This window comes from Gemmatimonadaceae bacterium (genome assembly GCA_036496605.1).
Classification (GTDB): Bacteria; Gemmatimonadota; Gemmatimonadetes; order Gemmatimonadales; family Gemmatimonadaceae; genus AG2.
Genome location: DASXKV010000041.1, coordinates 60,356 through 73,656, shown reverse-complemented (window position 1 = coordinate 73,656; position 13,301 = coordinate 60,356). Strand labels below are relative to the sequence as shown.

9 protein-coding genes are annotated in these 13,301 nt (G+C 64.5%); 5 read left to right on the top strand and 4 right to left on the bottom strand.

Features of this window, described 5'->3' with window-relative positions:
* Window positions 1-350: 350 nt before the first annotated feature.
* From VGH98_16615 to VGH98_16600, 4 genes are all read left to right on the top strand, one after another.
* Window positions 351-797 carry a hypothetical protein gene (locus VGH98_16615; protein HEY2377604.1) on the top strand — a complete coding sequence of 149 codons (447 nt, stop codon included), beginning with the start codon at window positions 351-353 and terminating at the stop codon, window positions 795-797.
* A gap of 169 nt (window positions 798-966) precedes the next feature.
* On the top strand, window positions 967-1,137 hold the full coding sequence (locus tag VGH98_16610; protein HEY2377603.1) for a hypothetical protein: 171 nt from the start codon (window positions 967-969) through the stop codon (window positions 1,135-1,137).
* Between the two features lie 477 nt (window positions 1,138-1,614).
* Window positions 1,615-1,950 (top strand): PadR family transcriptional regulator, encoded by a 336-nt coding sequence (locus tag VGH98_16605; protein HEY2377602.1) that lies wholly within the window; start codon window positions 1,615-1,617, stop codon window positions 1,948-1,950.
* Window positions 1,951-1,955: 5 nt separating this feature from the next.
* Window positions 1,956-4,616 (top strand): ABC transporter permease, encoded by a 2,661-nt coding sequence (locus tag VGH98_16600; protein HEY2377601.1) that lies wholly within the window; start codon window positions 1,956-1,958, stop codon window positions 4,614-4,616.
* Window positions 4,617-4,707: 91 nt separating this feature from the next.
* On the opposite strand, the gene VGH98_16595 is transcribed toward VGH98_16600, so the two are convergent.
* Genes VGH98_16595 through VGH98_16585 form a run of 3 tightly spaced genes read right to left on the bottom strand, consistent with a single transcriptional unit; the run spans window position 4,708 to window position 8,130 of the window.
* On the bottom strand, window positions 4,708-7,119 hold the full coding sequence (locus VGH98_16595) for an ABC transporter permease (protein ID HEY2377600.1): 2,412 nt from the start codon (window positions 7,117-7,119) through the stop codon (window positions 4,708-4,710).
* Window positions 7,116-7,748 carry a hypothetical protein gene (locus tag VGH98_16590; GenBank protein ID HEY2377599.1) on the bottom strand — a complete coding sequence of 211 codons (633 nt, stop codon included), beginning with the start codon at window positions 7,746-7,748 and terminating at the stop codon, window positions 7,116-7,118. Before VGH98_16590 ends, VGH98_16595 begins: the two co-directional genes overlap by 4 nt.
* Window positions 7,741-8,130, bottom strand: coding sequence for a helix-turn-helix transcriptional regulator (locus tag VGH98_16585; protein ID HEY2377598.1), 390 nt, complete (start codon window positions 8,128-8,130; stop codon window positions 7,741-7,743). The genes VGH98_16590 and VGH98_16585 overlap by 8 nt, the downstream gene beginning before the upstream one ends.
* A gap of 101 nt (window positions 8,131-8,231) precedes the next feature.
* Between VGH98_16585 and VGH98_16580 the strand changes: the two genes are divergently transcribed.
* On the top strand, window positions 8,232-10,685 hold the full coding sequence (locus VGH98_16580) for an Ig-like domain-containing protein (protein HEY2377597.1): 2,454 nt from the start codon (window positions 8,232-8,234) through the stop codon (window positions 10,683-10,685).
* 27 nt (window positions 10,686-10,712) lie between these two features.
* Here VGH98_16580 and VGH98_16575 read toward each other — a convergent pair whose 3' ends face one another.
* Window positions 10,713-13,205, bottom strand: a complete 2,493-nt coding sequence (locus VGH98_16575) for an ABC transporter permease (GenBank protein HEY2377596.1) — start codon at window positions 13,203-13,205, stop codon at window positions 10,713-10,715.
* Window positions 13,206-13,301: the final 96 nt, after the last annotated feature.

The following is a 13,301-nucleotide window of genomic DNA, read 5'->3' as shown; positions in this document are numbered from 1 at the left end:
GTGCCTATAAAGACACCGGAATTCCAAAAACTGATATGCGGATCGCGCTCCGATTGTCTCACGAGAGTGTGGTGTCGTCATGCCTCCTACTGATAGGAACGCCGGCGACGGCATTGTGACTAGTCTGATCGATTCGTTTGTGCGCTCCGTATTAAAGACGTTGCCATTCTGAAAACCTCTTAGTCGGATGCCAACTTTTTTTGTAACGCCGCTACGCTATCAACGCCGCCGCGTTCCAGTTTGGCCCGCCGGTGTTCTTTCGGTGAGCTGCCACACGCGGCGTCGTTGAGCGTGTGCTCGCCGCCGGTGTGCGTGTTGCGCACCGGTGTGACCGGGCGTGGGAGGTTGGTGTGCGACTCGGAAACGGTGTGATGCGCGGCGCACAGGGTGCGGCACAGCCCAGCAATGTTGCGGTCGATGGAGCCGACGCGACACACGAGCCTGGAAAGGTTGCCGCCGCTGCGGCAAAGGTTGGCGCCGCGCGTACAAAGCTTGCACGTGAGCCTGCGAACGTTGCACGTGAGCCTGCGAAGGTTGCGCTCGAGCGTGCAAACAATGTCGCCGCTCCGGCAAAGGTTGCTGCCGATCCTGCAAGCGTTGCACGCAAGCGTTCAAGGGGTGCGCTCGAGCGCTCAAGGATTGCGCTCGAGCGTTCAAACATTGCGCGTGAGAGTGCAAACGTCGCGGTGCAGTGCGCGAACGTTGCAGTCGATCGTTCGAACATCGCCGTCCATCGAGCAGTGTTTGCTGTCGAGCTGGCGAATGTTGCCGTCGAGCTGGCAAACGTTGCGGCCTAACTGGCAAAGGTTGCCGTCGCGCTGGCAAATGTTGGCGTCGAGCTGGCAAATGTTGTCGTCGATCGACCAGACGTTACCGCCGATCGGGCTAGTGTCACCGTCGCTCCAGCAAACATTGTCGTCGACCGGACAAACGTTGCCGTCGATCGGGCACGTATTAGAGCCGACAGTGGAAACACTGGCGACGAACGAGCACACAGCAGCGGCGATCGAGCAAGTTGCAGCGGTGATCGAACAAGTTGCAGCGGCGATCGAGCAGAGAGCAGCGTCGATCGAGCAAAGAGCAGCGTTGATCGACTACACAGCGGCGTTGATCGAGCACAGACCAGTGGCGATTTAGCAGATCGCAACGGCGATTTAGCACATCTCAGCGCGAAGCCCTGAAATTCCAGCGCCGATCCGTAAGAATTCAGCGGCGATCGAGCAAAGAGCAGCGGCGATCGAGCAAATACTCGCGTCGATCGACCGAACGTTACCCTCGGTCGTGCGTCGCTCATTGGCGGTCGCCAAAGCGGCGGCGCAGAGTGCACATCGACCAGTGCCGGTGGTCTGAACGGCACAGGCGATCGGGCAACCGCTGCGGTCCGTACGGCAACCAATGCCGCCGATCGGGGAGAGGTTGCACTCGATCGCGCAAGCAGTTCCGTCGATTTCGCAACGGGTGTCGTCGATTGTGTCGTTGGCTACGCGATGCGGCAGCGTCGACCCTCGCGATGACAGTTCGCCATCGTCCTCAGTGGGATGTCATGAACGTCACATCTTGACAGTCAAGATGTACGCTCGTATCCTCCGGTCGTCCCGACAACCGGAGCAGCTCGTGGCCGAGCAGAACACCGACGTCATTCAAGGCACGCTGGACATGCTCATTCTCAAGACGCTGAGCCTCCAGCCGATGCATGGCTTCGGCATCGCTCGGCGCGTCGAGCAGATTTCGCGCGGCGTGTTCAAGGTGAATCCGGGGTCACTACTCGTCGCGTTGCAACGGCTCGAGCGCGCGGGATGGCTCGACTCGGCGTGGCGGCAAACCGAGAATGCGCGTCGCGCGAAGTTTTACGAATTGACGCGGTCCGGCAAGAAACAGCTCGACGTCGAAACGGCGGAGTGGGCCCGTCGCGCGTCCGCCGTCGCTCGCCTCCTCAAAGCCGAGGCCTGAAAACGATGTCCCTCTGGCGGCAGCTCAGGCGAGGTCTCCGGGTGCTCACGCGTCGCACCGAGGCAGACCAGGAGCTCGCCGACGAAGTGCAACACTATGTGGACCTAACGACGGCGGACTACGTCGCACGCGGGCTCGAGCCCGCAGCGGCGCGCCGCGCCGCGCAGCTGGAGGTCGGCAACATGACTGCTGTTCGTGAGCATGTGCGCTCCTACGGTTGGGAGAACGCCGTCTGGATGCTTCTCGCGGATCTGCGCTTCGCGCTCCGCCGGCTTCGCGCCAATCCCGGCTTCACGGTGGTGAGCGTGTTGACGCTCGCGTTAGGCATTGGCGCGACGACCGCCATCTTCAGCGCCGTGAATCCCATCCTTCTCGCATCGCTTCCGTATCCAAACGCCGAGCGCCTCGTACTCGTCGCGGATCGCGGTGCGGACGGCGGGCCGCGCGACGCCACCTTCGGTACCTACGGCGAGCTTCGCGTGCGAAGCCGGTCGTTCCAGTCACTGGCCGCGGTCGATCGCTGGCAGTCGTCGCTCACGGCCACGAGTGAGCCGGAGCGTCTGCAAGGACAGCGCGTGAGCGAGAGCTACTTTCGCACGCTCGGCGTGACGCCGGCCGTCGGACGCGACTTCGACAGTGACGACGATCGCGTCGGTGGCCCACGGGTCGTCATCCTGAGCGACCGGCTGCTGCAACGCCGATTTGGAGGCGATCGCTCGCTCGTTGGCCGGCGCATCATGCTCGACGACGATGAGTATCTCGTCATTGGGGTGATGCCGCCGCGCTTCTCGAATGTGATTGCGCCGTCGGCCGATATCTGGGCGCCGCTCCAGGAGCAGGCCACGGCAGAATTCAATTCACGTGAGTGGGGCCATCACTACCGGATCGTCGGCCGCCTTCAGCGTGCATCGAGCGCCGCGCGCGCGAGCGGCGAGATCCGGATGATTGCCCGCGCGCCGTTGCCCGAGTTCCCCCGGCCGATGTGGGCGAACATGAGTGACGGGATGCTCGTGCAGCCGTTGCAGGACGCCATTGCCACCGACGCGAAGCCAATGCTTTTCGCGATCTGTGGCGCGGTCCTCGTGCTGCTCGCGATCGTTTGCGTCAACGTGACGAATCTGCTGGTTGCGCGTGGTGCGCAGCGGCGCGGCGAGTTCGCGATGCGCATCGCTCTCGGCGCCGGTCGCGGGCGCCTCGTGCAACAGGTACTGACCGAGACGGTCGTTCTGGCACTCGTCGGCGGCTTGCTGGGGCTCGAGGTCGCCGCGATTGGCGTTCGCGCGCTGATTGCGCTGAGCCCGGCTGGTCTGCCGCGCGTGGACGCCATGGGTCTGAACGGGCCGGTATTCGCATTCGCGCTCGTCGTAACGACGCTGATCGGCCTAACGATGGGACTCGTACCCGCGCTGGGCGCCACGCGCGCGGGGCTGCACGACGATTTGCAGCAGAGCTCACGTCGGACCGCGGGCGGACGCGGCATCGCACGCAGCGCGCTCGTCGTGACTGAAGTCGCGCTCGCGCTCGTGCTTCTCGTCGGCGCGGGATTGTTGATGCGGAGCCTGCAGCGCTTGTTCGCGGTCGCTCCGGGATTCAACGCTCCGCACCTCCTGACGATGCAGGTGATCGAACCGGGACATGCCTATCACTCGGACACCGCCCGCGCGCGCTACTACGAGCAAGCGCTCGAGAGCGTGAGTCACGTTCCGGGCGTCATCTCTGCCGCGGTGACGAGCCAGCTCCCGCTCAGCGACGATCTCGATGGGTATGGTTACGAATTTCAATCGACGCCGAGCGTGAAGCCCGGCGAAGACGGGAGCGCGCTTCGCTACGTCGTGACGCCGGGGTACTTCGCCACGATGGGGATTCCACTGCGACGCGGTCGACTGTTCGACGAGAGCGACGTGCGTGGCGGGCCAGAAGCCATCCTCATCAGCGAATCGCTCGCGCGGCGCAAATTCGGCGATCAGAATCCGATCGGACAGCGGGTCCGCTTTGGTCCGGAGACGGCAAGCGATCGTCCGTGGGATGTTGTCGTCGGCGTCGTTGGCGACGTGAAGCAGGAGTCACTCGCCTTCGGCCAGACCGCCGCATTCTATGTTCCGATGGGAAGGTGGTGGTGGGTCGATAACGTACAGTCACTCGTCGTGCGCACGAGCGGCGATCCGGCGGCGATGGCGCCGAGTGTGAAGCGCGCGGTATGGTCCGTCGATGCGAATCAACCCATCGAGCGGATCGTGACGATGGATGCACTCATCGCCAAGACGGCTTCGCAGCGGCGTTTTGCGCTCGTCATCATCGAGACGTTTGCTTTCGCGGCACTGCTGTTGGCGGCACTCGGAATCTACGGTGTGCTCGCCGGCCGCGTTACCGAGCGGACGCGCGAGATCGGCGTGCGATCCGCGTTGGGCGCGACGCGCGGCAACATTCTCGGGCTCATCGTGAGGCAGGGGATGAGCTTGACGCTGCTCGGCGTGCTGATCGGGCTCGTCGGCGCAATGGCGGCGACGCGCGGGATCATGACGCTGCTTTTCGGTGTGTCGCGGCTCGATCCGATCACGTACATCGGCGTCGTCGCGTTGCTCGCCGGCGTCGCGATGATCGCGTGTTGGCTACCAGCGTGGAGAGCTGCGCGCGTGGATCCCGCAATTACGTTGCGCGCCGAATAGGTCGTCTTGTCAAGGATCTACTCTGTGTAGTTAGAAGCCTGCTCCTAACTAAGGACACTAGATCCTTCGCTTCGCTCAGGATGACAACGCGTCAGTCATTCCGGAGCGCACGCACCGGATCGGCGCCAGCCGCGCGACGTGCTGGAATCCAGCACGCGAGGACGGCGACCGCGAAGAGAATCGCCGGCACGCCGAGCACGATCGGTAAGTAGATCACGCCGCGCGCCGCGTGAATTTCGACCAGCAGCGCGATGATCCATCCAATCAGCGCGCCCGATCCGATCGCGCGCAACGTGTCGCGTGTGATCTCGATGACGATGCGATGGGCGGACGCGCCGAGCGCGTGTCGGACGCCGATCTCCACCGTGCGTCGTGAGATCGAGTAGGAGACGACAGCGTAGATCCCGATCGCTGCCAGCAACAACAGCAGCGGGCCGAGGACGACGAACATTCGCGCCGGTATGCGACGGAGAAAGAGATTCTTCTCGATGTGTTCGTCGAGCGTGCGAATGTCATAGACAACCAGCCCCGGATCGAGCTCGCGCACGACGCGACGAATCTCGGGTGCGAGCTGCTCCGCACCGCCTGCGGTGTGCACATGGATCTCCCCCGTCGATGCCGGCCGGTCCCGGTAGGAGAAGTAGATGCATGGCGTCGGACGCTCGCCGAACGAGTCGCTGATCGTCGTGCGCACGACTCCGACGATGACATAGGTCTTTCCTCGCGACTCCAGGCGCCGTCCGAGCGCCTGCGTGCCAGCGACGTAACGCCGGACGAATGCTTCGTTGACGATGACCTGGGCCGGTGACGACGCATCGGTGAGCGCCGCGAAATCGTGGCCTTCGCGGAATGGGATGCCCAGTGTCTTGAAATAGCCCGGCGTGACGACGTTGTTCAGCACCTGATCGGCGGCCGCGTCGGCACGAGCTCGTCCCTCGAGCGTGAACGAGCGAATGGGCAAGCCGTGAATGTCGAGTGGAACAGAAGAGGCGACGGCGGCACCATCGACGTTAGGCAGCGCCCACAGCCGCTCCACGACCGTCGACGCGAAGGCGAGACTCTGCTGGCCGGTTGGATTGCGCGCGGAAAGGTCATACGCAGCGAGGAGCACGCCGTTGCGGCGAAAGCCGGTGTCGGTCTCGCTCTCGCGGAAGCTGCGGAAGAAGAGCGCGCCTGCGGTAAGCACGATGAGCGCGAGCGCAACCTGCGTCGACATGAGTGCGTTGCGGGTGCGGCTGCGACCGGCGGAGTGAATCCCGGCGCGCATCGCGCTCTGCGGGTCGACGCGAGAAAGCTGCAGCGCGGGAACGAGGCCGAAGATGAAGCCGCAAGCGATGCCGAGGCCGATCGCAAAGGCGAGCGTGACGCCATCGACGCTCGTTTGAAACTTGATCGGAAAGGCGCCGATCATCGGCACGGCGCGGAGCGCCTGCGTTCCCCAGACTGCGAGCGCGGTGCCGACAACGGCACCGAAGAGCGCGAGCGTCAAGCTTTCGGTGAGGAGCGACGCCGTGATGCGCCATGGGCCAGCCCCTAACGCGAGCCGCACGCCGATCTCCCGCTGGCGCGCGCTGGCGCGGGCGAGGATGAGATTGGCCGTATTGCCGCAGACGGCCAGAAGTACTAGCAGCATCACGCCCTGTAAGACGAGTATGGCCCGCGCGAGCATGAGCTGTGGCCCGCGCGGTGCACGCCAGAAGGGAAGCACTTCGGCGCCGACCTTGGCGTTCGTTTGCGGATACCGTAGCGCAAGATCGCGCATCGCGGCGTCCACCTCGCCCTGAGCGCGCGCGAGCGTAACGCCGGGGCCAAGGCGGGCCATGATATTGTAACCGCGCACGCTTCGGTCCTCGAGCTCGCGGTTGCCGGCGAACAGCGTCGAAGCCATCGTCGCTGGAATCCAGAGGTCGAAGTCGAGCGCGAGGATGGTTCCCTGAAAACCTTCCGGTGCGACGCCGATGATCGTGAGTGGACGCTCATTCACCCGCAGTGTCTGCCCGATCGCATCGGGTGATCGATTGAAGCGCGTCTCCCAGAATTCGTGGGAGATCACGACCACCGGCTCGGCGCCAGCACGCGCCACTTCCTCGGGCCGCGGAAATCGTCCCGCTGCGGGCCGCAAACCGAGCGCCGAGAAATAATTCCCGGATACGAGCAGGCCATACGTTCGCTCGACATGATCCGCGGCGCCCACCGTGAATGGCGCCATCCGAAAGGCGAGCACGTTCGGCATGGACGGAAGGCGGGTACGCAGATCGACATACTCGAGCCACGACGAGCCCGGATGCGCAGCGCTCTCCGTTCGCGCTTCGACGAGATGGAAGCTTGCGGCTTCGGCGACGCCCGGCAGCGGGTGCAGGATCACCGCCTGAACCCACGAGAACACGGCCGTGTTGACACCGATGCCGATGCCTAACGATCCGATCACCACGGCGGCAACGATCGGGCTGCGCTTCATCATGCGCCAGGCTTGGCGCAGGTCGCTGGCGAGGGAGTTGATCATGGCTCGGCGGGTGTGAAGACGCGCGCAAAAGCGCGATCGACGCGCGTGAGGATCGCGATCGTGCACGTCCAGATGATGACGTCGATGCTGCTCTCGGTCAGGGCCTTGGCCGGATGGACCCAGCCGTGCTGCGTGGCATGAAAGAGCACCATCGATGCGGCAAGCGCGGCGACGGTGCCGAGCAGACGCACCGGATGCCGCTCGAGGCGAGCGCATAACGAGTCGATGTCGAGCTCCCACGCGGCAACGAGCGCAACGACGAGCATGGTCGAAAACGCGGCGGAGGCCACGAATGACGGCGCGAGTCCCAGGGTCGCCGGGCCATCGAAGCGGAGATTCACTACGATCTGAATGACGAGGGCGAGGAGCGCCGACGCGAGTGACGCCGCCAGGATGCGGATGATATGGGAGAGCACGCGATTATGTCGATGCGCGCGCTCGAGCGCTCCGCCAACGAGCTCGGGGCTGCCGAAGCGTTCGATCGCGGCGCGCAGCGACTCCGGCGAGCCGCCCGCGTCCGCGAAGTGACTCTCCAGCTCGCGCCGCAACTCGTCACGCGCGCGCGCGGCCGGAAGCTTCGCGTCGCGCACGACGCGATCGATCAGTTCGGTGAGTGTTCGCTCATCCATGTTGGGCTCCGAGGATGGCGCGCATCGCCGCGGATATCGATTCCCACTGACGCCGCTTGGACTCGGCGTGGCGGCGGCCCTTTGCCGTGAGCGCGTAATACTTTCGCGAGCGGCCGGTGTCGCTCTCGCGCCACGTCGCCTTGAGAAACCCGGCGCGTTCCATCTGGTGCAGCGCGGGGTAGAGCGTTCCTTCTTTCATCTGGAACTGACTCGCGCTGCGCCGCTCCGCTTCCTGCAGCATCTCGTAGCCGTACATGGCGCGCTCACTGAGGAGCGAGAGGATCAGGACGCCGACGGTCCCGGTGAGAAACTCGCGGTCGTAATTCATGATCTGGCGCGTGCCGGTGCGTAGCAACGAGGAGAGGTGTACCTTGGCGGCCAAGGTATCGTACCTTGCTCAGCAAAGCAAGATTGGCCGTGGGTCGATGACATAACGATTGGGCGGGCGTTTCCAACTTCGGCCTTGCTGAACCCGCCTGTTCGGTGACAGAATCGTGGATGCGCCGTCTCGTCGCATTCCTCGGATTGCTCGTGATCGCAGCCTGTCGTGGTAAGGAGGCAACGCCTCCGGTGCCCGTCGGCTCCGTGACGCTCTCGCGCGACACCGCGACGCTGATTCCGGCGGCGACGGTGCAGCTCACCGCGTCGGTGAAAGACATCAACGGTAATCCCCTCTCCCGTACCGTAACCTGGGCGACGTCGAATGCCGCGCGCGCGACGGTGTCCACCGCTGGGCTGGTTCAGGGGGTTGCGACCGGAGTCGTGTCGATTACGGCGACCGTCGACAACGTCACTGCGGCGACGCAAGTCGCCGTGAAGGAAGGCGCGATCGTCGGCGCGAGCGGTGGCACGGTGACGGCGCTCGGCGGCGCGGCGACGTTGATCATACCCGCTGGGGCCCTCACCTCGAACGTCATGATCACGATCGAGCGGGCGATCAACACGCCGACGACCGCGCGCCTCGTCGGCGGGTCGGCGGTGGATCTGGAGCCGGCCGGTCTGCAGTTCGCTTCGGTGGCTCAGCTCCGACTGAAATATTCGCCGGGCCAGCTGCCGACGGGCGCGTCGGAGCAATTGCTGCGGATGCAGCAAGCCGTGGGGACGGCATGGCAGCTGGTGGACGGGAGCTCGGTCGACACGGCGGCCAAAATCGTGAATGCCGACTTGACGGGACTCAGTATCTACGCAGTGCTGTCTTCGCCCATCTCGAGCGTGTCACTCGCGACTGATAGAGCGACGCTCGAGATTGGGGAGACGGTGCAACTCGTCGCAACGGCGCTGGACGATGCGAATGCTCCGGTGACCGATGCACCAATCACGTGGATCTCGGCCAATCCGGCGATTGCGAGCGTGTCGTCCACTGGCCTCGTGACGGCCGTCGCGCCGGGCGGCCCCGTCGACGTCAGCGCCACGAGCAATGGGCGGAGCGCGAAGGCGTCGATCACGGTCACCGCGAAGCAATTCGTCGGCGTCTCGACAACGGCGATCAACTTCGCCGCGGCGGCGAACGGGCCGGATCCAGCTTCGCAGCAGGTTGCGGTGAGCAGCATCGACATCGCGACACTGAACGGCCTAACGACCTCGATCGCGTATCAGACTGGTCAGCCGACGGGGTGGCTCACGGCGACGCTCACGGCGACAACTACCCCGACGCAGCTGACACTTCAGGCAACGACCGCTACACTCGGCGCTGGTACCTATGTGGCTACGGTCACGGTTGCGTCGAGCGTTCCCGCAACCGCGTCGGCCACCATCAACGTCTCGTTCACCGTCTCCAGTCCGAGTATTGCCGTCAATGCCGGGAATTCGCAAGCGGCAATGGCAGGCGTTCCGGTCCCGGTCCCTCCGTCGGTGGTGGTGCGGGACGGCAACGGCTTGCCGATGCCTAACGCGACGGTCACCTTCCTCCCCACCGATGGCAGTGGGACCGTTGCCGGCGCCACCGCCACGACGGATGCGAATGGCGTTGCGACGGTCGGAAGCTGGACGCTCAGCACGATTGGCAATCCAGACTCTCTCATCGCGACGGTGTCCGGTCCTGGCTTCAGCAGCGCCAATAACTCGATCATGTTTGGCGCCGTGGGTTGCACCGGTGGCGGCGGCACCGGCTACGCGATCACGATCTGCTTCGCTACGAGAATGAGCCCCGCGCAGCGGTCCGCGTTCCTCGATGCGGCCGCTCGCTGGGGCTCACTCATCACCGGAGACATCGCGGACGTCACGGTATCCATTCCCGCCGGGACGTGCAGTGTGAACTCTCCCTCGGTGAACATGACGATCGACGATCTGTTGATCTTCGCGCGCATCGAGCCGATCGACGGCGTGAATGGCGTCCTGGGAAGCGCCGGTCCGTGCGTCATCCGCAATTCGAACCAACTTCCAATCATCGGCCTGATGCGGTTCGACGACGCCGATGTGGCGGGACTGTTGGCGAGAGGGCAGCTCAACGAGGTGATCTTGCACGAGATGGGTCACGTCATCGGTATCGGCACGCTCTGGCAGAACTTCCATCTCCTCGTGAACCCGTCGACGCCCGGTGGACAGACGCTCGACACGCACTATATCGGAGCGGGCGGTTTGGCTGGCTTCGATCTCATCGGCGGCATCACCTACACCGGTAGTCTGAAGGTTCCGGTGGAGAACCAGGGCGGTGCCGGCACGATCAACGGCCACTGGCGCGAGAGCGTGCTTGCCAACGAGCTGATGACCGGCTTCCTCAACAGCGGCAGCAACCCGCTCAGCGTGTTGACAGTGCGCTCGCTCGAGGACCTCGGCTACACGGTGAATGCGGCCGGAGCGGATCCGTTCCAGCTGACGTTATCGCTCCAGGCGCAGACACAGGCGGACCCGAATCGCCGACCGTACGGTGACGACGTGATCCACGGTCCGATGTACTCGATCGACCGCAACGGTCGCCTAACGAGAATCAGATTCTGACGAGGTACGCAGGCGCGAGGCGCTGGCTCACTCGCTGCGGAGCGCCACGTTCGGATCGACTCGCCCCGCGCGCCGGGCGGGGATCAAGCTCGCCGCGATCGCGACGGCAAGCAGCACCACGCCGACGATCGCATAGATCAGCGGGTCGCGTGGCGATTCGTCGAACAGCAGCGGCTTCACCCATCGCGCCGCGCCGACGGCGATCGCGCCGCCGATGAGAATACCGGCAACGCCGTGTCGCACGCCCTGGCCGACGACGAGGCGGACGACGTCGCCGAGCTGCGCGCCTAACGCGATGCGCACGCCCATCTCGTGCGTCCGCTGCACGACATTATAGGCGATCACGCTGTACAGTCCGACCGCAGCCAGCACGAGCGCGAGCATGCCGAAGACGACGAACATCGTCGCGCCGAGCTTCCACGAACGCATCTGTTGGCCAATGATGTCGCCGAAGGGAGTCACCGTGACGTACGCCGGCGACGGCATAACACGTTGGAGCTGGCGGCGAATCGCGTCGGCTTGCAGAGCCGCTTCTCCGTGGGTTCGTATGAACAATCCCGTTCGGTTGGGATTGAACTGAGCCGCGGAGAGATAATAGAAGTAGCTTGGCTCGTCGCTGAGACTGCCGCTCTTGATGTTTTCGGCGATGCCGACGACATACGTGCACGGCATCGTGTCGGCAGAGATGCGAACGCACTGGCCAATCGGGTCCTTACCCGGCCACAGCACGCGACCCATCGCGTCGCTCACGACCATGGCGCGGGGCGCTCCGGCGACGTCCTGCGACTGAATCGCTCGCCCGCGGATGATGCGCGTCCCGAGCGTCGCGAAGTATTCGGGCGTCACGCTGTTGAGATCGAACTCGCCTAACCGGTCCACGGAGTCGATACCGGCAACGTGAAGATCCATGCTCCATGTGCTCCAAAACGGGATGGTGACGTTCTGGGCCGCGTTTTCGACGCCGGGTAGGCTTTTCGCCGTCTCCAGCAGCTGTTGGCGGAGCGCGATCGCGTGCGCGCTGTCGAGATCCACGCCGCGCATGTTGAGATTGACGAGCAGAATCGGATCGACGTCGTAGCCCAGACGCACGCCTTTCACGTTGCGCAGACTACGAACGAACAGACCGGCGCCGACAAGAAGCACGACGGAGAGGGCGCCCTGCAGCACGAGCAGCACGACACGCGTTCGCGATCGGTGGTACGTGCCCTCGCGCGCACCCGCCTTGAGGTCATTGGTGAGTTGGACGCGACTCGCCTGAAACGCCGGCGCCAGACCGGTGAGAATGCCGGCGACAACCACTGCCGCACCAGCAACGATCAGCGTTCGCGTATCGGAGACGACGGTCGTCTCGGCGCCCTCGGGCAGGAAGAGCGTGCGCAATAGCCCTGTCCCCACCTGGCCAACGAGGAGACCAGCCGCGCCGGCAATGAGCGCCAGAAGGATACTCTCGGTGAGCAGCTGTGACAGAAGGCGCGCTCGTCCGACGCCTAACGCACGCCGAACGGCGATCTCGCGCCGGCGGCGCAATGCGCGGGCGAGGAGGAGGTTGGCGACGTTCGCGCAGGCGATGAGGAGAACGACGAGCGCCATGCCGGCGATGAGCGTCGCGACTTTGGCGAGGCTCGTCTTGTTGGGTCCGCGTTCGCTGAGGATCGACTGGACGCTGGCGTGGGGCTTCGCGAGCGACGCAGGCGTTAGGTGCGGGCTCGTCTCCTTTTGAAGCGCGTAGCTCCGTCGATACGCATTCGAGAGATCCGCATTGGCGACTTCGATCGACACGCCGGGCTTTCGCTGCGCGATCATCTCGGCGAAGCTCCAGTGGTAACTCTGCCACCAGTTCTCCTTGTCGAGTCGAACGCCGGAGGCGCCGGCATACGCCGTGATCGGAATGAAAGCGACGGGTGGCTGACTCGGCCAGAGTCCGACGAACCCGCGCGGCGCGACGCCGACGACGGTGTAGAGGACCGGCCCGATCTGGACTTTCTCGCCGAGGACGTCGGGGCGACCGCCGTAGCGAGCTTGCCAGTAGCCATAGCCGAGTACGGCGACGGCAGTCCCGTTAGGCGGTAGATCCTCGGCCGGCGTGAAGTATCGACCGAGAGCCGGCGGCGTGTCGAAGAAGGAGAAGAGGCTCGCGCTGGAGACGCCGACGTTCATCTCGCGTGCTTCGTCGCCGATGCCGACGGCGACTTTGCCCTCGCGCTCCTCGGCGGTATGGGCGAAGGAGGTGGTCCACTTGGTGAGATCGACGTAGGTCGCGTACTGGATATAGGAGCGCTGATTCTCCTTGCCGCGGTACATCGTGGTGAGGTACACGTGGTGCGTGAGCCCTGGATGGGCGAGCATCGGCGGCGGACGGAAGAGCAGTCGATCGACGATCGAGAAAATGGCTGCATTGGCGCCGATGCCGAGCGCGAGCGTGGTGACGACGGCAACGGTAAAGCCGGGCTTGGCGCGGAGGCCACGCACGGCGTACCGGACGTCTTGCGAGAGTACATCCATCCAGTTGGTGCTCATCATTGGCTCGCGAGGGATCGACGCACGTGAGACAGCGTTGAGAGATGAACAGTTCACGGATGGGTGTCCGCTCCTCGGCAGTACTGAAGTGCCGGAGAG